The sequence below is a fragment of the Silvibacterium dinghuense genome (assembly GCF_004123295.1).
GTDB classification, from domain to species: domain Bacteria; phylum Acidobacteriota; class Terriglobia; order Terriglobales; family Acidobacteriaceae; genus Silvibacterium; species Silvibacterium dinghuense.
This window is the reverse complement of the sequence record NZ_SDMK01000005.1, coordinates 233,085-252,647: the sequence shown is the minus strand read 5'-3', so window position 1 is coordinate 252,647 and position 19,563 is coordinate 233,085. Positions and strand designations below refer to the sequence as shown.

Genomic DNA, 19,563 nt, shown 5'->3' with positions numbered 1-19,563 from the left:
AGCGGCCGCACTGGCAGAACTGCAGCACGTTGAGCCCGGGAGCCATCCCGGGCTTTTTCTTTTTTAAAAAGCTAGCTGCGTCGCGGAGGAGCTGTCGATTCGCGCACGATCAGTTCCGGCTCGAAGGCCACCTGCTCGCGGAACTCTTCCGTCTGATTCAGGCGATTCACCATGTACTGCGCGGCAAAGCGGCCCATCTCGGCCAGTGGCTGGCGGATGGTGGTAAGGCCCGGAGTGAGGAAGGCCGCGGCCTTGATGTCGTCGAAGCCGATCACGGAGACATCCTCCGGCACGCGCAGGCCCAGGTCGCGCAGGCCGCGGATCGCGCCGATAGCAGCAACGTCGTTAAAGCAGACCAGCGCGGTGAACTTGCGCCGTCCTCTGACCAGGTGCTCGACCACCGGGTAGCCAAGCTCCGGCGTGCTGATATCGCGATCCAGCTGCATGATCAGCTCGGGATGCATCGGAAGTCCCAACCCGTTGCAGACATCGACAATGCTCTGCCAGCGATCGTTGGAATCGGAGCTGAAGGGCTGGCCGTGCATAAAGGCAATCCGGCGGTGCCCAAGCGTATAGAGATGCTGGATCGCCAGTTCGGCGGCGCGGCGATGATCGAGAACCACATTGGTTACGTTGCGGATATGCCGGTGTCCGGCGACGGCAACCACGGGCACCGACATGGGATGGTCGAGAGCCGTATCGATGCAGATAAGGCCTTCTGCTCCCTTGGCCACAAGCTGGCGGCTGTACTGCTCGACCAGGGCAGGGCGATGGCGGTGGTGAGCGGTGAAGTAGAAATATCCGGCATTGACCAGGCAGTCCCCGGCGCCGGTCATGATCTCGGTATGGTAGCCGTCGCTCAAGACCGGCACCATGATGCCGATGGTCAGCGTGCGGCGGTTGCGGAAGGAGCGGGCAACCAGGTTGGGCTGGTAGTTGAGCTTCTGGGCCGCTTCCTTGATGCGCTGCCGCGTCGCCTCGGGAATGGAGCGGCCCGGGGTGTCATTGAGCACGACAGAAATCGTCGAGGGATTCAGACCAAGATACTCGGCCAACTCCTTGAGCCGGACTGGCTTGTCGCGAAGCGTCTGCTTGTTTTTCTTCCCGCTCTCGGATTTCCCCGCCATTCGCCTTCGACCTGCATGGTGTCCTGAGGAGTGTAGCAAAAAAACAGCTCAAAGCAGACATTGCCCTGGGAAAACAGGCAAACGATTGCTGGGCCAGGTGACTTCTGTCACCTGGCTGGAGCGTGGAGGGGGCCTGTTCCAGAGAAAAACGTTTGTCTTCTTGCAAAAAAAGAAACAGGTACTGCTTGACAACTGTTGTCAGAAGACGCTGTAATCTCCCACGCATTCCTATCCATAGTTTAGACAAGCGATTGTCTGGTGAATATGGGGATAGGCGCACGGAAGTGCTGCTTCTTCCTCGCTGCAGCGTGGGCGGAAGAAAGCAGACCTCATGTGGTTCACAAAAGAAGACAGATGGGCACGAAATTTTTAGGAGGCAGTATGAAAAACCTTGGACGCCTTGGAGCTGCGGTTCTGGCCGTTGCCCTGGGCGCAGGCGGAACATCGCTGTTTGCGCAGAGCATGAATGCCGGCGATATTCGCGGTACGATCACGGACGCGACCGGGGCAGTGATTCCGGGTGCGACGGTCACGGTGCTGAATGTCGATACCGGCGTGTCGAAGAGCTTTACCTCGGATGGAGCGGGCGTTTTCGATACCGGGTCGATCGTCACCGGTAATTACACGGTGACCTTCAGCAAGGATGGCTTCGAGCAGCTGGTCCGCGGCCCCATTACGCTGCAGGTGGGCTACAGCACGGTCAACGGCAACCTCAAGGTGGGCGAGGTAAGCCAGAAGGTGATCGTCAACACCGACATCCCGTTGCTGCAGACTGAATCCGGCGAGCAGAAGACGACGCTCGATGCGAAGTCCATGGCGCAGCTGCCGCAGACCACGCAGGACTGGGAAAACTTCATGATCCTGCTGCCGGGCGCGACCGGCACGCCGGCCTCGAGCGCGGGTGCGAACAATCCCGGCCAGGAAGTGGCCATTAATGGCAATCTGCCGTACAGCAACGTGCTCGCTGACGGTGCCTCGACGACGCTCTCGCACAGCTCGAATGCCAACCCGGAGGTCTTCGAAAACGTAGCTGAGCTGCAGGTGAACACCTCGACCTTCTCGGCGCAATACGGCATTGGAGGCGCGGTCTTCAACCAGATTTCGAAGGGCGGTACCAGTCAGTTCCACGGTACGGCGTATGACTACTTTCAGAATGACAAACTGAACGCGAACAGCTTCGGCTTTGCTAGTCAGCCGACGGTACCTTATTCGAAGTACAACGACTTCGGCGGTTCGATCGGCGGTCCGATCCTCAAGAAGCGGATGTTCTTCTACTTCAACTACGACCAGATTGTGGATCATGGTTCGAGCAGTGGAACGAACTCGATTCCAACTCAGGCGGTGATGGGCGGCGATTTCACTGGGCAGCTTCCTATCTACGATCCGACGACGCAGACTATTGCCTATGATTCGCAGGGTAATCCATACCCGGTACGTAAGTCGTTCCAGGAGGAGTATGGCTCGAATGCAATTCCGGCAAGCATGTTCGACTCAGTGGCGAGTAAGTTCCAGCAATTTTATCCCACGCCTTCCAATCACATCTCGGGCGGCAAATTCGTTACTGGATCGACTGGTGCCGATGGAGAAACACAAAATAATTTCTATGCTCAGGAGCCACAGTCCACACCTTACCGGAAGTACTTCGGCCGCCTGGACTGGGATATCACGCACACGAATCGCCTGACGATGTCCGATACGCAGAGCGATACGCCGGTTCTTTATCCGAGCCAGGTCACTGCCTGCCCCGTTGGCTGCCAGATGGGCGACGTCGACAACAACAACGCGCAAGTCACTGACGTTTGGAACATCAGCCCAACGACCATTAACGAAGCGCGCCTCGGCTATACCTGGCAGGGTAATTTCTATCAGGACCTTACTCTCAATAAGGGCTATGCCTCGCAGTTAGGCTGGCAGTTTGCCAAGGCTGATGATATCCCCGCGATTCAGTTTACTCGTAACTATCCTTATGCCTGGATCGAGCCTCAGGTGCAGGCTGTTTATAAAGAGCACGTTTTTGATCCCTCCGATGTCGTGACCATGATTCGCGGCCGCCATATCCTGCACTTTGGCGGCGAATTTCTCATCTACCGCGACGATTCGACAGCCTGGGGTAATTACAACGCTGGTACTATGCAGTTCTCTGGTCAGTACACCGAGCAGTGGACTCTTGATAAGAACGGTGTTGCCTCGCCGGATACCTCTACTGGTCTGGAGTATGCTGACTTTTTGCTTGGCATGGCCAATAACTGGAACGCGAGTGTAAGTCCGGAATATGGCGCACGTCTCAAGAGTCCGCAGGTCTTCATCCAGGATGACTGGAAGCTGCGCCCGAATCTCACCATCAATCTCGGTCTCCGCTACCAGATCAACCATGGCTGGAATGAAATTCATGGCAACGAAGCCGTGTGGGATCCCGAAGTGCTGAACACCGCAACGAATCAGGATGGCGCCTACTGGTATGGCAGCACCAAGGCTCACGGCCGTGGCGCGCTACAGGCCGACGTCTACAACACCATCCTGCCCCGTGTGGGTTTCTCCTGGCAGCCTAAGTCAGATACCACGCTGAATGGCGGCTTCGGTGTCTACTCCTATAACTGGAGTCTCGATACCTACGGTGGCGGCATGGGAGCGGCAGTGAGTTCATCGGGCAGCGTCTCCGATCAGACCAACGGCATTACGCCGATTACTCAGCTCGATGGTACCGGTACTTATTACGGCACCAGCACCGCGCTGCCGTACAGCGCAGCATCTACTTCGCCCACTCGCTTTAATGGCCAGTCTGCAACTTACAATGAGTTCCATACCCCGGTGCCGAAGATCTACCAATACAATGTTTCGCTGCAGAAGATGGTCGGCGCAAATACGATGACGCAGCTATCCTATGTAGGCAGCCATGGCTTTAACCTGAACTATCCAACAGACCTGAATGCAGTTCCCGAGCAATACTTCTCGTCGAACGATACGGCCTATCGTCCGTACTCGGCCTACCAGAGCATTACGGGTAGCACAAATAACGGCATCTCGAATTACAACTCGCTACAGGCCCAGATCCAGCAGCGCCTCAAGTCTGGCGTTAGCTATGCCTTCAACTATGTCTGGTCGCACTTCCTTGATGATCAGGATTCGTCGGGTTGGGGTAGCCGTGAAGGTCAGCAGAACTATCAGCAGGCCAACAACCCCAAGGCAAACTACAGCAACTCGAATTTCGACGTCCGCAATGCCTTCAAGGGCTATGCTCTCTATGAGTTGCCCTTCGGCAAGGGCCGTACGTTCCTGAATCACAACCAGCTGCTCGATGAAGTGATTGGCGGGTGGCAAGTGTCAGGCACCATCGTGCTCTCTACTGGTAACCCTTTCACCGTCTATGGCACACAGGCCAACTACCAGCAGGCTGGTTCGATGATGCCGAACTGGAATCCAGCAGTGAAGAACATCAAGCCAGCTCATCAGTCGGCTCGTTGCGAAGCTGGATACTCGGGCTGTGTAAACGAATGGTATAACCCGGCGGCATTCGTCAAACCGGCGGATGGTACCTTTGGCAATGTGCGTCGGAATGCCCTGTATGGCCCTGGCATCGATCAGGTTAACCTGTCGGCTAGCAAGACATTTGCGATCTATGAAAATGTCAAGCTGAATATCCGTGCCGATGCCACGAATGCCTTTAACCATGCCAGTTTCGGCATGCCAACTCAGACACTTGCAGGAACAGGGCAGACAACTTTAGAGACTGGCGATGCCTATAGCTGGTACAGGTATAACCAGAACACGGGAGCTCTGGTTCCTTCACAGCAGATCAGCGGTACTACGGTCGGTGGCCGTACGGTACAGCTAGGTGCGCACATCAACTTCTAACCGCTGTATCGATGTACCTCCAGGGGGAGACGGTTCGCCGTCTCCCCGCTTTTGTGTACTGCGTATCGAAAGCGCAAAGGCTATCATCGTCTGTCATGAAATTTCCGCAGCGCCTGTCTCTCCTTTTTTACGGCGCACTTCTTATCGCTGCGCCGCTCTTTGCCCAGACATCCACAGATCCGGCTTCTGCTCGTCAATCCGAGATCGCCACGCATGCTCGCAAGGCGCAGGAGTATCTGCGCGAGAAGAAGCCGGAGCTGGCCATCCCTGAGCTCGAAGCATGGGCGAAGCTCGATCCGCAGAATGTCGACGTGCAGGCGAATCTCGGCGTACTGCTTTTCTTCCGAGGAGACTACGCCGGTGCGGTGCCTCACCTGAAGCAGGCTGTAATGTTGCAGCGGAGTCTCGTGAAAATCCAGGGGCTGCTCGGCATTGCGGAGCACAATACCGGAGACATGGCCTCGGCACGCACGGACATGGAAGCGGCCTTTCCGCAGATCACCGAGACTAAATTCAAAACGCAGCTTGGTCTTGCCATGGTGGAGTTATATTCCGCGAGCGGAGAGCTGGATAAGGCCGCCGCGATCGTGGCCGAGTTGCGCAAGAGCGATCCGGAAAATGTCGAGGTGATTTATGCCGCCTACCGGATTCACTCCGATCTGGCTGCGGAGTCGATCGTAAGCCTCTCGCTGGTCGATCCCGACTCGCCGCAGATGCATCAGGTGATGGCTCACGAGGAGACTCGCGAGGGCAAGACGAATGAGGCCATTGCCGAATATCGCAAGGCCATTGCGTTGAATCCGCACCTGCCCGGCGTTCATTTCGAGTTGGCCGAGTTGCTGAATACTTCCTCTGATCCGAAGCTGAAGCAGGAGGCCATCGCCGAATATCAGAACGCGCTGCAGCAGAATCCCGGCGATGCGAAATCACTCGAGCGGCTGGGCGATATCGCCGCAACGAAGAATGACTGGCCGCAGGCGAAAACGGACTACGAGAAGGCAGTAGCGCTGCGGCCGGATAGCGCGGATGCGAGCTTCGGTCTGGCGAAGGCCTACATCGCACTAGATCAGAAGGACAAGGCGCTTCCATTGCTGGAGCGCGTGGTGCAGCTTGATCCGACCAATGCGACCGCGCACTATCGCCTGAGCACGCTCTTTCGTGAACAGGGCAGGACGGAGCAGGCACGGGCCGAGCTCGAGCAGTTTCAAAAATATCGGCAGATGAAGGACAAGCTGCGGGCGATGTACAAGGAGCTGCAGATTCAGCCGGACCAGATTCGCGATGACCCGAAAGACGATGAGCCAGTGCAGAAACAGTAAGGGCCGTCAGCTTCAGGTCGTGGCGCTGGCTCTGATGGCGGTGTGTTGCGGCGCATGCCGTGTGCGGGCGCAGGAGTCTGTGCGCGAGAGCCCGGCGCGCGAAGGGGCGAGGCGTGAAAGCTCGTCTCCCGTCCAGCTTGTGGATATTACCTCGCGGACGGGTATTCACTGGGAGCATCTTTCCAGCCCCGGGCAGCGCTATATCGTCGAGTCGATGAGTGGCGGCGTGGCGGTCATCGATTACGACCATGACGGCTGGCCCGATCTTTACTTCACCGGTGCACAGAGCGTGGAGATGGCTCTTGCCGGCAAACCTGCGCGAAGCGCGCTCTATCACAACAACCACGACGGCACATTTACGGATGTCACCGACAAAGCGGGTGTTGCCACACCCTGCTGGGCCATGGGCGCAGTGGTCGGCGATTACAACAATGACGGCTGGCCGGATCTGCTCGTGACCTGCTTTGGCGGCGTAGTGCTTTATCGCAATAACAAGGACGGCACCTTTACCGATGTAACGAAAGCAGCCGGTCTTGCCGGAGATAAGCTGTGGGCGACGGGAGCGGCTTTTGGCGATTACGACGGCGATGGTTATGCCGATCTCTTTGTCTCGCACTATGTCGATCTCGACCTGAAGGCGCTGCCGGTCTTTGGCTCGAGCCAGACGTGCAAGTATCTCGGCGTCGAGGTGCAGTGCGGACCTCGCGGACTGAAGGGATCGCCCGACAACCTCTATCGCAATAACGGCGATGGTACCTTTCGCGATGTTTCGGTGCAGGCCGGCGTTGAGGATGCGCAGCAGCTTTACGGACTCACTGCGATCTGGTCGGATTTCGACGACGATGGCCATCTCGATCTCTTCGTCACCAACGATGGCCAGCAGAACTATCTCTACCGCAATGGAGGCAACGGTGCGTTTACCGATATCGCCTACAGTGCAGGCGTGGCCGCCAGCGAGGACGGAGTCGCGCAGGCGAACATGGGCATCGCTTATGGCGACTATCTGCACACCGGGCGCGCTGCGCTCATCCTTTCTCATTTCGACAACGAATACGCGGCGGTCTATCGGAATGATGGAAAGATGAATTTCAGCGATGTTTCCGCGGCAAGCGGGATCGAAGCAGCGACGAAGGGCTACGTGGGTTGGGGCGATGCGCTCGTCGATCTCGATAACAGCGGCTGGCTCGATTTTTTTGTGGTGAATGGTCACGTCTATCCGCAGGTGGACGACGCACACACCGCGGCACGTTATCGCGAGCCGAAGCTGCTCTTCTGGAATCAGCACGACGGCACATTCCGTAATGTGAGCCATGACGCTGGTCCTGCCATCGAAACGCCGCAGGTAAGTCGTGGACTCGCCGTTGCGGATCTCTTCCATGATGGGCGGCAGGAGTTGATTGTCGAAAACCTCACCGGCAGCCCGATGATCCTTCGGCCAGAGGGCGGTGCGCAGAACCACTGGATCGCCTTCACGCTCGAGGGGACGAGGAGCAATCGCCTGGCGCTGAATGCGCGTGTACGCGTCACCAGCGGCGACCTGGTGCAGACCGGAGAGGTATTGAGCGGAGGCAGTTATCTTTCGCAAAACGATCTCCAGCTCCACTTCGGCCTGGGCTCTCACGCGCGGGCTGAGAAGGTGGAAGTGCAATGGCCGGACGGTGCAAGAGAAACGCTCACCAATCTTGATGGTGAACACTTCTACTCGATCCGCGAAGGTGCCGGCGTGATTGCATCGCAGCCTGCGGAGCCTTCGCCCGCGAAACTCGCGCTGCATTGAAGGCAATCGATTGTTTTCATGGATATTGTTCCTTCTCCGCTTGACAGCCGGCTGCGCGCGGCGGCCTAATGATTGCGGGTCGCAGCCTTTGTATTGCCGGGCTTCGACCGATCCGCAACCGAATCACGACCGAACTTGAGAGGAACTCCTGTGCGATTTCGATCTGCTGTACTGCCTGCCCTGATGCTGTTGACCCTGCCTTCGCTGGCTCTTGCCGGATCGAGTGATGCCTCCGAATGGCTGACCACGGCGGACCGGAGCGCGCTGCTGGCGAAGCAGCCGGACCTCGGCTTTCATAAGGCGGAAGGCGGCAAGCTGCCGGTGATCACGATCGACACCAAGCAGAAATTCCAGTCGATGGACGGCTTTGGCTTCGCTCTCACCGGCGGCAGCGCTCAGCTGATGATGAAGATGAGCGCGCCGCAGCGTCATGAGTTGCTGCAGGAGCTCTTCGGGCGCGGCGATAACGAAATCGGCGTGAATTACATCCGCGTGAGCATTGGCTCGTCCGATATGAACGACCATGCCTTCACCTATGACGATCTTGCTGCGGGTGAGACCGATCCGAAGCTCGAGAAGTTCGATCTCGGTCCTGATGCGACGACGGTGGTGCCCGTTCTCAAAGAGATTCTGGCCATCAATCCGAAGATCAAGATTCTCGGCTCGCCATGGTCGGCTCCGGCGTGGATGAAGACCAATGACAAGCTGAAAGACGGAAGCCTGAAGCCGGAGTATTACGGTGCGTATGCAGCTTATTTCGTGAAGTACATCGATGCGATGCGCGCGCAGGGCATTGGCATCGATGCGATCACGGTGCAGAATGAGCCGCTGAATCCGCATAACACGCCGAGCATGGTGATGCAGGCTGAGGATCAGGCGAAGTTCATCGAGACGGCGTTGGGACCGGCCTTCGGCAAGGCAAAGCTGAAGACGAAGATCATCGTCTACGACCACAACTGCAACCGTCCGGATTATCCGCTGACCATCCTCAAAGACCCTGCTGCGGCAAAGTATGTCGACGGCTCGGCTTTTCATCTTTATGAGGGCGAGATCGGCGCGATGACGCAGGTACACGATGCATTTCCGAAGAAAAATCTTTACTTCACCGAGCAGATGACCATTGACGAGAAAGGTGAGACGCAACTCGCAGTGGCCCGCGCTGTCTCGCGGCTGATCGTCGCTGCTCCGCGTAACTGGGCACGCAATGTGCTGCTGTGGAACCTGGCTGCCGATCCATCTTTCGGCCCGCACACCAACGATGGCGGTTGCCCGATGTGCGAAGGCGCGATCACGATTGACGGTGATTCGATCACGCGCAATGTGGCTTATTACACCGTGGCGCAGGCCTCGAAGTTTGTGCCGGATGGCTCGGTGCGCATCGGCTCGAATGAGCCGGAGGGGCTGGAGAATGTGGCCTTCAAGGTACCGGGCGGCAAACTGGTGGTGATTGTTGCGAATACCTCGAAGGAAGAGCAGAAATTCGAGATTCGCGATCACGGCAAAGCGATCACGACTTCTCTGCCGGCCGCTGCTGTGGCCACGTATGTCTGGTGAAAGGCAGGGTATAGGGTGTAGTTTGCGTTCTGCGCTAGGATGTTATCCCACGTCTCGGAAGCGAGACGTGGGGCACCCTGGTTTTCTATCCCCTATCCCTCATTTCCTCTATCTCTCTCCCGATGGCAGCAGCGAGTCCTCTTTAAGATCGACGCCGGTGCGGCCGAGCTGGCGTGCTGCGCGCAGGTAGAAGGCGATTTTCTCCGCGGCCTCGGGATAGCGCAGACCTTCAGGACGGATGTTCGAGATGCAGTTGCGCTCGGCATCCGTCCTTCCTGTTTTTGGTGACCATGTTAAGTAAGCGCCGAGCGAGTCGGGCGAGCTCAGACCGGGGCGTTCGCCAATCATGAGTAGGGCAAGTTGTGCGTGGAGCAGCTCGCCGATCTCGTCGCCGATGGCTACTCGCGCTTGCTCGGCGATGACCAGCGGTGCTGCAGCGATCTCCGGTACAAGCGCACGCAGTGCTAGCAGCAGCGGCACGGCATGCCGTTCGATGGCCAGCGGTGAGAGGCCGTCAGCGAGAATGATGGCCAGCGGTTGCGGTTTTGCATCGAGAGCCGTGAGTGCATCCCGTGAGTCTGCGCTGAGCCGGCGTCCGAGATCGGGGCGTCGCAGGTACTCTCCGCGATCGCGTGCGGCGCTGTGCGTACGCAACGGTGTCCATTTGGCAGCGATGCAGGATGGCACAAGCGTGGCGAGGCTCAGCGGCGTGTGTAGCGCATCGCGCGCCTGCGCAAGCGACCAGTTCAGGTCGAGAATTTCGCTGGTCGCGAGCGAGCGCCCGGCGCTGCGCAGGGCGACACGCGCGGGCGTATGCGTGCGCAGTGCGGATCGCATTGTCTCCCACGTCTCAGCATCGAGACGTGGGGCACCCATCTGCTGCGCGCAGTGCGGATCGCCTTCGGCACGCGCTCCCGCTGGCCGCGAACGCGCAGGCTCGAGGAGTGGGGCAGCGGGGTCGCGGCGGCCTGGCGTTTCGCTCATGCGGTCAGCAGTCCTGCGAGCGATAGATCGTCGCGCAGGCCGGTGTTAAGCCAGGCTTCGAATTCCGGCGCGGGTCTTAATCCGAGCGCGGTGCGCAGATAGGCGATGTCATGGAACGAAGTGCTCTGGTAGTTGAGCATCACGTCATCGGCTCCGGGCACGCCCATGATGTAGTTCACGCCCGCGACGCCGAGCATGGTCATGATGGCGTCGGTGTCGTCGTCGTTGGCCTCGGCGTGCGTGGTGTAGCAGACATCACAACCCATCGGGAGACCGAGCAGCTTGCCGCAGAAATGATCTTCGAGCGCGGCACGCAGGATCTGCCTGCCATCGTAAAGGTATTCAGGCCCGATGAAGCCGACGACGGTGTTCACCAGCAGCGGCTTGTATTGCCGTGCGACGGCATAGGCGCGTGCCTCGCATGTCTGCTGATCGATGCCATGATGTGCATTCGCAGAAAGCGCACTGCCCTGGCCGGTCTCGAAGTACATCAGGTTGTTGCCGAGCGTGCCGCGCTTGAGCGAGAGTCCCGCTGCATACGCTTCATCTAATAGAGAGAGCGAGACGCCGAAGGAGGCATTCGCTTTCTCCGTGCCCGCGATCGACTGAAAGAGCAGATCGACCGGCGCTCCGCGTGCGAGCGCCTGCATCTGCGTGGTGATGTGCGCCAGCACGCAGCTTTGCACCGGGATGCGATACCGCTCGCGCACGCGGTCGATGAGTGTGAGCAGCGTAGTGGTGGTGGCGATGTTATCCGAGACCGGATTGATGCCGATGACCGCATCGCCCACGCCGAGCAGCAGCCCGTCGAGGATCGATGCGGCGATGCCGGTGGGATCGTCGGTAGGGTGATTCGGCTGCAGGCGCGAGGCGAGCGTGCCTTTGAGCCCGATGGTGGTGCGGAAGCGGGTGACGACCTCGATCTTGCGCGCGACGAGGACCAGGTCCTGCAGGCGCATGAGCTTTGAGACGGCGGCTGCCATCTCCGGCGTAAAGGCCCAGTGCAGCGACGCGAGGCGCTCCCCGGTGGCCTCATCGCCCAGCAGCCAGTCGCGCAGCTCGCCCACGGTAAAGCCCGCCAGCGGCGCAAAGGCCGCGGCATCCTGTTGCGTGTGGATGAGGCGCGTGACCTCGTCTTCTTCGATAAGAGGTTTCGAGAGAAATTCGGCGAGAGGCAGATCGGCGAGAGTCATCTGCGCGGCTACGCGCTCGGCGGCGGAGGTTGCAGCGATGCCTGCCAGCTCATCGCCGCTGCGCGCCGGGGTGGCCTTCGCGAGCAGCTCGCGAAGATCGGCAAACACGTAGGAGACGCCGCGGATGGTGTGCCGGTAGCTCATGGCAGGTGAGGTGTTCGGTGGAGTCCAGATTACCCCACCCGCCACGAGTGCCGGAGGGAATTGCTATTGCGGCGAAGCGGTACTGGCCGTGGTGGTCGCGGCCGGCGTCTCGCTGCTGGAAGAAGAGGGGTCAGCCACAGACGGCGAATGGGTGCTCGACGCCTGCGGCTGTGCGGACTGGCTGTTGCTCTGTGTTGTCGAAGAGCTATTCGTCGAGTTGTCTGTAGACGAGCTGCTGTTCGAGGTTGTCGTGTTCGGTGTCGAAGGCCGCGTATAGTCCGGCCGAGGCTTGCCGTCCGGCGCGATCACCGGGTTCACCGGTGTTACCGCCGGCTGTGCCGGGGCCGCAGCCGGTGCAGGCGCCGGAGCTACGACTGCCGTCAGCGTGACCTGGTTGACGACCGAGGGGTCGTCGCGCAGCTTCACGAAGAGCTGACCGCCGGCAGGATGCGGCACCGGCAGCACATTGCCGGGGAAGCCATCGGGCACCTGCACCGGGTGATCGAACTGCTGGCTGCCGGCCACGGAGCCGACGAGGAACAGGTTCGAGCCCGAGAGCTTGCAGGGTTGTGTCGTGTCCGAGGGGCAGTTGAGCGTCTTGAACTGCGGCAGGCGCACCAGCGTGGCCAGCGGCTGCCAGTCGCCCTTGTCGCCGTTCGCGTCCACGATGCGGAAGCGCAGCGGGCCGAAGGCAGAGCCGCCGAAGGCTTTGGCCGGGTCGAGCGTGGCCAGCGCAGTGCTCGCATCCTGCAGGGTCAGCGTGCCTTCGCCCATCGAGAGCACGGTGGAGTAGGAGTTGTCCTCGGTCGCGACTTCAATCTTGTCCTCGCGCTTGAAGCTGTTGGGCGACTGCGCCTTGATGGAGAAGACCAGCTTGCTGTTCTGCGGCAGCTCGTCCTGGTTGGCGAGCTGGATGTTGTCGTTCGCGCTGTTGTCGGACTCGATGTTCTTGCCGATGAGCGCGATGCGCGGGCGGGCGGAGTCGACGGTGACGCTGACACTCTGCGTGCGGCCGTCTTTTAGCGTTGCCGTCGCGTCGAGCGATTGTCCGGCGGTGAAGTCCGAGGCGGTCTTGGTGTCTTTTGTCAGCATGGGCAGCTCATCGCTGCCTTCCGCGCTCGAGAGGCTGCCGGGCTCGAACTTCGCGCCCTTGACCGTCAGGCTGGCGACCTCGTCGAGGCGGCTGCCTTTGAGCAGACCGTTGGGGTCGCCGGCATGGATGGTGAAGCTGTCCAGATGGCCGGCTTCGGCGTAGGCCTTCGTCAGAATCGGTTCAGGCTTCTCGAGCCCGGCCTGCTTCACGATGAGGGTCAGCTCACCGGGTTTGGCATCCTTGAGCGCGAGTTTGACCTCGAGCTGGTTGGGTTTCGAGAGCTTCCAGTCGGCCTTGCTCTCTTTGCCGCCTGCGTCCTTGAACTCGACAGAGTCCACGCAGCTCGCGTCGAGGGCCTCAAGGTGGATGGTATCGTCGCGGCCGACCACCAGCGCGTTCTGGTCCGTGGAGGCCAGTTCCCATTTCTGCTCGCGTGCGCCCTGCAGGTGGAACTTCGGACCGTCAAAGGGTGAGAAGCCCCAAATACCCTTGACCGAAGCCTCGGTGTTTGGACCAGGGACGGTGCCGCCAAGCGATTTCGTATCCACGCGGAAACCGCCCTTGGCTGCATCCGGCACCAGGGGCAGGTCGAAGCTCTTGCCGTCGCTCTCCAGGTGGAGTTTCAGATTGTGTGCATAAGGTGTGGAAAAGACCAGCGGCGCGCCGTCTACCGGCAGCACCAGGTCCTTCTTTTCCGCGCAGAATGCCTGCTTTTCATCGATGGGGTGGAGCGGCGGAGGCTGGGAGCCTTCCACAGGCGGCAGGGCGACCACGATCACTGACTTCGGATTGTGGAACGAGGGTGGGGCGTTGAGCTTGAGCTCATATGCGCCGTCACGGAACGAGGCCAGGCCGGGAATGTACTGGTACTGCGCAGTGTGGAAGCTGTCCAGGATGTGCGCGATATCGACAACCGAGGAAATATATGGGCTGTAGTAGCCGTAATTGGCCTGTGGCGTATAGCTGGCTTCGAGCGCCAGGTCGCCCACCGAGCCGGTCGTCAGCGCGGAGACGATCGACTGGCTATGGCCGTCGTCGAGGATCAGGCTGTCCTGCTTGGCCGTCAGGCAGGAGGCTTGCAGGTCGGGCTGCTCCTGCAGGCACTTGTCGTCGAACTGCACGCTGAGGCTGCGGGCCAGCAGCGGCGTGGCTGCCTTGAGCTTGGTGGGATCGGTGCTGTTGATTTCGTGGACGGCGGCCAGGTAGGTATCAAGGCGGGTGCGGTCCAGACTCGCCTGGTTCAGATCCTGCGAGGCACGGACAAAGGAGCCGGGGCGGCCGCGGACGGCGCCGATGAGGGTTTTATAGTCCCCACCGGTCTCCGGCGCCAGGAAGACGATCACCTGCTGCGCGCCCTCGGGCACGGTGATGTTCAGGCCGGTGAACTTCTTATCCCAGGTTTCCGCCTTGAAAAACCAGTTCTCGGGAGGCGGATTGGTCGACCCGCGCAGAAAGGCGGCGATCAGCAGGTAGTGCGCGGCCTGGCTCAGCGGAAAGTCGGGGTGAATCCAGATGCGGTCGCCGACAGCCAGGTTCGGCACCTGCGTGATGGGCAGCGACATGCCGCCACGGGTCACCTTGATCTCGAGTCGCGGTCCCTGCAGATCAAAAGGCGCGGGATCGGCGAGCAGTCGTGCGGAAAAGCATGCGAACGCAAAAGCAGCAGCGGCAAGAACGGCAGTACGCAGTCGTGCGGGTCTGAATTGTGGGGAGCTTGGGCTCATATCTGACTCTGGTCACTCCAGATCTCTGCGATGGAGGCTTTTAAGGCCTCGTGAAGTTGGATGCGGGGCCGGCACGCGCCGGAGCGGAGCAGGGAACGCTCTTCTTATAGCAACACAGGAGGCGTGGCTGGGTTGCGGGCGCTCAAATTTTGGACGCGCGCCGCCGGGCAGCGTCAACCGCGCTGTGAACGGGATAGAAGTTCTCTCAAATCAGTCATTTGAAGGTAATCTTGAGGCTGGACTGGTACCGGCGTGTGCATCTGCTGTGCCAACCCGGCGCTATGGGTCTCAGAGCGCAATCAGAGCCACGGCCGCCAGCGCCAGCACCATGCCCGCTGCCTGTGTCCGGCTGGCCCGCTCGCGCAGGATCAGCACCGCCAGCAGCATGGTGGTACCCGGATAGAGCGCCGAGAGCACCGTGGCGCTGTCCATGCGTCCGGCGAGGGTGGCCAGCATGTAGAAGAGATTGCCACCCGTATCGCCGAGGGCAATGACCGTAGCTAGCATCAGGGCGGCCGCGCCGCCCGTCCAGCGGCGCTCCGCGGCCGGGAGCATCGCCGAGGCGCCCAGGCCCATGGCCGTGCTCGCCGCACGCGTCCAGGCCAGCGTCCAGAGCACGGAGTGCCCTGCGCCGAAGCGCATGCAGATGAGCATGGCGCCGAACAGGACTCCGGCTGCTGCGGCTAGCCAGAGGGCGCGGGGCTGAGCGTGTTCCGAGGGCGACAGGCTGATGAGCAGGATGGCCAGCGCCGCGAGCGCAAAGCCGGCCAGCTGCAAGGTACCGGCGTGTCCTTCCAGAAACCAGGATGTGAGGACGGGGATGAGGGTGGTGACCACGCCGCAGGTGGCGGCGGCCATGCCCATCGAACCCATGGAGAGCGCGCGGTAGAGGGTGATGATGCCGATGCCGGCGGCGATGCCGCTGAGCAGGCCAAGGCGGATGGAGACCGCGTCGAGGGGCTCGTGCCGCAGCAGGCAGATGGCTATCAGGATGACGAAAGAGAGCGCGTGGGCGAAGGAGACGATCAGCGCGGGCGGGGTGCGCCGGGCAGCGAGGCCGCCGGAGAAGTCCGAAATGCCCCAGAGCGCCGAGGTGGAGAGCCCGAAGAGAACGGGCCCTCCACCCCAGGCAGGGGCAGAGTGCAGGAGCATTACTGGCTGACGTTCGCCAGCGAGGGGTAATAGCCTTCCTTGGCGGACACGTCTACGTCAGGCACCTTCACCTTGACTTCGATGGAGTGATGCTTCTCGCTCAGAGAAGGCGCATGGCTGTAATAGCCCAGCGTGTAGTCGCTGCGGAGCGAGGCGGCGATATCGGCAAAGCTCCGCTGGATGCCGTTCTCGGAGAACTGGGCATTGAGGTAACCGCCGGTGAAGGTGGCGTACTTGGGCAGCACGTTGTCGGTCGGCAGCAGCGGCAGGCGCAGCTTGTCGAGGTAGCCGACGCCCCAGGTGGCGGAATCGCCCACCAGCGTGCCGTAGACCGAGATGTTATTGGTCAGCAGAAACTTGAGAACTTCCTTCTGGGTAACCTTGCTGCGCTGATCCTTGCCGTCGCCGATGACGTAGATCACGCGGCGGCGGTCATGCGGCTGGCGGGCCAGCTCGCGGGCGGCGAAGAGGATGGCGTCGTTGAGCGGATGGGATTCCTTGGGCGCGACCAGGAAGCCGGACATGTTGCCGCGCTGCGGAGCCAGGTTCGGATCGGGCGAATTGCCGTTGATCGACATGCCCGAGGCCATCGGACCGCTGACCGTGGGCATGCCCATATCGCGGCCGGGACGCTTGGCGGACTGGAGGGCCGCGGGCAGACGGGCGCCGCGCATGCCGGTAAAGGTGGTGACCAGCTCAGGGCTGGTGTTGTACGTGATGACGGCCATCGAATCGTAGGGCGCGAAGGCGCCGGTGATCGCATCCAGGCTGTCGTTCACCTTCTTCATGATGTCCGAGGGCAGGGTCTGGTCGATGACAAAGGCCACCGAGAGCGGTTCAGGAACTACCGAGAAGGTGGCGAGATTCTGCGGATTGCCGTCTTCGTAGATGCGGAACTGTTCCGGTTCGAGGCCTGCGACCTGGTGGTGATGCTTGTCCCAGACGCGGACCGGAACCTGAATGTAATTGACCGGAACGCGGATCAAAAAGGCGCTCTGATCCTGCTGGTTGCCGAAGGTCTGCGGCGGGGGCTGTTGCGGAGTGGCGTCCTGCTGGTTCGGCTGCGGAGTCTGGCTGGAGTTCGAGTTTTGGCCTGAGCTCTGATTCTGGGGCGCGTTCTGCTGCGCATTCTGGTCGCCCTGCTTGGTATCGGCCGTAGCGCCGGAACCCGGTGTGACCTGGTTCTTCAGGTCGGAAAGACCGGTGGTCGCGGGCGCAGGTGCGTCCGGAATGCTTTGCTGCTGTTGTTGCTGCTGTGCTGCCCCCAGCATAAAGAGGGACAGAGCCACTACCAAGGCGCCTTGCGTCACCAGTAATCCTCCAACTGCCTGCCGTGACTTGCCCGGACGATGGCCTGACGTGGGTCACAGAAGTCTCGCGGCCGGGCCGGGATCATTCCCGCAATATCCCCGGTCACGCAACTACTTAGACGCGCCAGAGCCGGTTCTCACGCCAGCGTCGCAGAAAAAGTCTAAACCTCAGACTACCAGATGCGACAGGGGGCCTTTGGCGCTGCCCCGCCCGGATGCTGTCTCTCCGCCGGTCAGAACTTTCGCCGCCCGCCCGCGTCTATACAGATGTTTCCTGTCGCGCGCGCAGCGCGCTTTCCGTCACGTAAGGTAGAGCCATGCTGAATTCCCGACGTACTCTTCTGCTGGCCCTGGTGCTGCTGCCGGGTTTGGCTGCGACCCTGCCGCCCGCGGCGCGGGCTCAGACGACCCCTTCGGCCGATGCGCCGCCTGCAGCCAGCGAGTTTCCCGACCAGCAGGTTGAGGACAAGCCCGCGACCACGCTCAAGGTCAACGTCAACCTGGTCAGCCTCTACTTCACCGTGCGCGACAAGCATAACGGCCTCATTCCCACGCTGGCCAAGAGCGATTGCTCCATCTTCGAGGACAAGCAGCCGCAGACCATCAAGAACTTCTCCGCGGAAACCGATCTGCCTCTCACCCTTGGCCTGCTCATCGATACGTCCGGCAGTCAGCAGCGCGTATTGCCTCTGGAACAGCAGTCGGCCGACTCCTTTATCAAGGACGTAATTCGCAAGAAGGACGAGGCGTTCGTCGTCAGCTTCGACGTAGGCGTGAACCTCGAACAGGACTTCACCAGCAACACCAGCCAGCTCGAGCGCGCGATCGACCACACCGAGATCAACACCGCCGCCGGCGGCGGCTCCATGGGAGTTCCCGGCATTGGCCAGGGGCCGGTGCCGACGCATGGCGCGCCCAAGGGCACGGTGCTTTATGACGCGGTGGCGCAGGTCTCGAACGACAAGATCCGCTCGGAGACAGGGCGCAAGGCGCTCATCCTGCTGACCGACGGCGAGGACGAGGGCTCGGTGACCAAGCCGAGCGAGGCGATCGAAGCCGCACAGAAGGCCAACGCCATCATTTACGTGATCCTGATTGCCGATCGCCCCTTTTATGCCGGCGGCGGCTTCAATCTCGGTTATACGGGCGACTCCCAGATGCAGAAGCTGGCTTCGGAGACCGGCGGCCGCGTCATCAACGTGGGCAACAACGGCAAGAAGCTCGAAGACGCCTTTGCCCAGATCGAGGAAGAGCTGCGCACCCAATACCTGGCCAGCTACACGCCGACCAACACGAGACTCGACGGCAGCTATCGCAAGCTGGATATCAGCTGCAAAGGCGATGGGCTGAAGATTCAGGCGCGCAAGGGCTATTACGCGCTGGGAGCGGAATAAAGCAGGGTGTAGGGGGTAGGGGATAGGGTGTAGCTCACCCGGCTATACCCTACACCCAATCCCCTATACCTTCGGCGCTAGCCGCTACGGCAAACACGAATTGAACTCCACCGCGGGCAGCTCTTCAACAGCGCGGCGCAGGGACTGCTCCCATTGCCGGTGGATCTGTTGCAGCTCCGGATCGTCGGCCGGGAAGCGGCGGTAGCGGTCGAATTCCAGCTTGTCGTTTTCGTAGAGAAGAACCTCGATCGGCGGTCCGACGGTCAGATTCGAGCGCATGGTGGCGTCGAAGGAGAGCAGCGCGTACTTGGCTGCGTCCTCGAGCGTGGTCGTGCCGGAGACGATGCCCCGGTCGAGGATCGGCCGGCCATACTTCACCTCGCCGATCTGCAGGTAAGGCGAATCGTGCGTAGCACTCAGGGGATTGCCCTGGGGATAGATGAGTGAGAGCGCCGGCCGCTCGCCTTTGACCTGGCCGCCGAGCAGCAGGTTGATGTTGAAGCTGAATCCATCGCGCTCGAGCGCCGCCCGATCCAGCTCCGAGACACGGCGGATGCAGTCGCCGACAACGCGGGCCGCGGCATAGAAGGATTCGGCCTTTGCCAGGCCTTCTCCGGCATCGAAGGCGTCGCGCAGCAGGGCGATGACTGACTGGGTGAGAGACAGGCTGCCGCTGGCGAGGATCGCGAAAGCGCGTTCGCCGGGATGCACGAAGGTGTGCATCTTGCGGCAGACATTCACTTGATCGAAGCCGGCGTTGGAGCGAGAGTCGGAGGCCATCACCAGGCCCTGATGGGTCAGTATCCCGAGGCAGTACGTCACTTCATTCCTCTTGATGGACTGCCGTTCCGGCGTCCGGGGTCTTCATCTGTCACTCTAATTGAATCAGGGGTGCGATCCCGGGCGTCTGCCTGACGAAATGGCAGCCTTTGCTTTCGAA

Annotated in this window: 12 protein-coding genes; 5 read left to right on the top strand and 7 right to left on the bottom strand. The window is 60.7% G+C overall.

The window, feature by feature from the left end:
• Window positions 1–71 precede the first annotated feature (71 nt).
• Window positions 72–1,127 carry a LacI family DNA-binding transcriptional regulator gene (locus ESZ00_RS18870; protein WP_129209953.1) on the bottom strand — a complete coding sequence of 352 codons (1,056 nt, stop codon included), beginning with the start codon at window positions 1,125–1,127 and terminating at the stop codon, window positions 72–74.
• 381 nt (window positions 1,128–1,508) lie between these two features.
• On the opposite strand from ESZ00_RS18870, the gene ESZ00_RS18865 reads away from it, so the two are divergent.
• The 4 genes from ESZ00_RS18865 (at window position 1,509) to ESZ00_RS18850 (ending at window position 9,629) form a co-directional block, all read left to right on the top strand.
• The gene (locus ESZ00_RS18865; protein WP_129209952.1) at window positions 1,509–4,979 is read left to right on the top strand and encodes a TonB-dependent receptor; all 3,471 of its coding nucleotides are present in this window, start codon (window positions 1,509–1,511) and stop codon (window positions 4,977–4,979) included.
• Between the two features lie 95 nt (window positions 4,980–5,074).
• Window positions 5,075–6,298, top strand: coding sequence for a tetratricopeptide repeat protein (locus ESZ00_RS18860; protein WP_164981626.1), 1,224 nt, complete (start codon window positions 5,075–5,077; stop codon window positions 6,296–6,298).
• On the top strand, window positions 6,276–8,075 hold the full coding sequence (locus ESZ00_RS18855) for a CRTAC1 family protein (protein ID WP_229741117.1): 1,800 nt from the start codon (window positions 6,276–6,278) through the stop codon (window positions 8,073–8,075). The genes ESZ00_RS18860 and ESZ00_RS18855 overlap by 23 nt, the downstream gene beginning before the upstream one ends.
• Before the next feature lie 150 nt (window positions 8,076–8,225).
• Complete coding sequence (locus ESZ00_RS18850; RefSeq protein WP_229741116.1) at window positions 8,226–9,629, top strand: glycoside hydrolase family 30 protein; 1,404 nt, start codon at window positions 8,226–8,228, stop codon at window positions 9,627–9,629.
• A gap of 108 nt (window positions 9,630–9,737) precedes the next feature.
• Here the strand turns inward: ESZ00_RS18850 and eutC are convergent, their stop codons facing one another.
• The 5 genes from eutC to ESZ00_RS18825 all read right to left on the bottom strand — a co-directional run bounded on the left by eutC (window position 9,738) and on the right by ESZ00_RS18825 (window position 17,208).
• Window positions 9,738–10,613, bottom strand: a complete 876-nt coding sequence (eutC, locus tag ESZ00_RS18845; RefSeq protein WP_229741115.1) for an ethanolamine ammonia-lyase subunit EutC — start codon at window positions 10,611–10,613, stop codon at window positions 9,738–9,740.
• Window positions 10,610–11,950, bottom strand: a complete 1,341-nt coding sequence (locus tag ESZ00_RS18840; RefSeq protein ID WP_129209950.1) for an ethanolamine ammonia-lyase subunit EutB — start codon at window positions 11,948–11,950, stop codon at window positions 10,610–10,612. The genes eutC and ESZ00_RS18840 overlap by 4 nt, the downstream gene beginning before the upstream one ends.
• A gap of 63 nt (window positions 11,951–12,013) precedes the next feature.
• Window positions 12,014–14,767 (bottom strand): hypothetical protein, encoded by a 2,754-nt coding sequence (locus tag ESZ00_RS18835; protein WP_129209949.1) that lies wholly within the window; start codon window positions 14,765–14,767, stop codon window positions 12,014–12,016.
• A 288-nt stretch (window positions 14,768–15,055) separates the two neighbouring features.
• On the bottom strand, window positions 15,056–15,919 hold the full coding sequence (locus tag ESZ00_RS18830; RefSeq protein WP_129209948.1) for a DMT family transporter: 864 nt from the start codon (window positions 15,917–15,919) through the stop codon (window positions 15,056–15,058).
• Window positions 15,919–17,208, bottom strand: coding sequence for a VWA domain-containing protein (locus tag ESZ00_RS18825; RefSeq protein ID WP_129209947.1), 1,290 nt, complete (start codon window positions 17,206–17,208; stop codon window positions 15,919–15,921). Before ESZ00_RS18825 ends, ESZ00_RS18830 begins: the two co-directional genes overlap by 1 nt.
• 338 nt (window positions 17,209–17,546) lie before the next feature.
• Between ESZ00_RS18825 and ESZ00_RS18820 the strand changes: the two genes are divergently transcribed.
• Entirely contained in the window at window positions 17,547–18,623 is a 1,077-nt protein-coding gene (locus ESZ00_RS18820; protein ID WP_129209946.1) for a VWA domain-containing protein, read from the top strand.
• 84 nt (window positions 18,624–18,707) lie between these two features.
• Here ESZ00_RS18820 and ESZ00_RS18815 read toward each other — a convergent pair whose 3' ends face one another.
• Entirely contained in the window at window positions 18,708–19,445 is a 738-nt protein-coding gene (locus ESZ00_RS18815) for a proteasome-type protease (protein ID WP_129209945.1), read from the bottom strand.
• Window positions 19,446–19,563 lie beyond the last annotated feature (118 nt).

What these genes read in the sequence shown, in the direction of transcription:
- ESZ00_RS18830 (WP_129209948.1), bottom strand. Translation starts at nt 15,919, where the DNA reads ATGCTCCTGCACTCTGCCCCTGCCTGGGGTGGAGGGCCCGTTCTCTTC.
- ESZ00_RS18835 (WP_129209949.1), bottom strand. Translation starts at nt 14,767, where the DNA reads ATGAGCCCAAGCTCCCCACAATTCAGACCCGCACGACTGCGTACTGCC.
- ESZ00_RS18820 (WP_129209946.1), top strand. Translation starts at nt 17,547, where the DNA reads ATGCTGAATTCCCGACGTACTCTTCTGCTGGCCCTGGTGCTGCTGCCG.
- ESZ00_RS18865 (WP_129209952.1), top strand. Translation starts at nt 1,509, where the DNA reads ATGAAAAACCTTGGACGCCTTGGAGCTGCGGTTCTGGCCGTTGCCCTG.
- ESZ00_RS18870 (WP_129209953.1), bottom strand. Translation starts at nt 1,127, where the DNA reads ATGGCGGGGAAATCCGAGAGCGGGAAGAAAAACAAGCAGACGCTTCGC.
- ESZ00_RS18860 (WP_164981626.1), top strand. Translation starts at nt 5,075, where the DNA reads ATGAAATTTCCGCAGCGCCTGTCTCTCCTTTTTTACGGCGCACTTCTT.
- ESZ00_RS18855 (WP_229741117.1), top strand. Translation starts at nt 6,276, where the DNA reads ATGAGCCAGTGCAGAAACAGTAAGGGCCGTCAGCTTCAGGTCGTGGCG.
- eutC (WP_229741115.1), bottom strand. Translation starts at nt 10,613, where the DNA reads ATGAGCGAAACGCCAGGCCGCCGCGACCCCGCTGCCCCACTCCTCGAG.
- ESZ00_RS18840 (WP_129209950.1), bottom strand. Translation starts at nt 11,950, where the DNA reads ATGAGCTACCGGCACACCATCCGCGGCGTCTCCTACGTGTTTGCCGAT.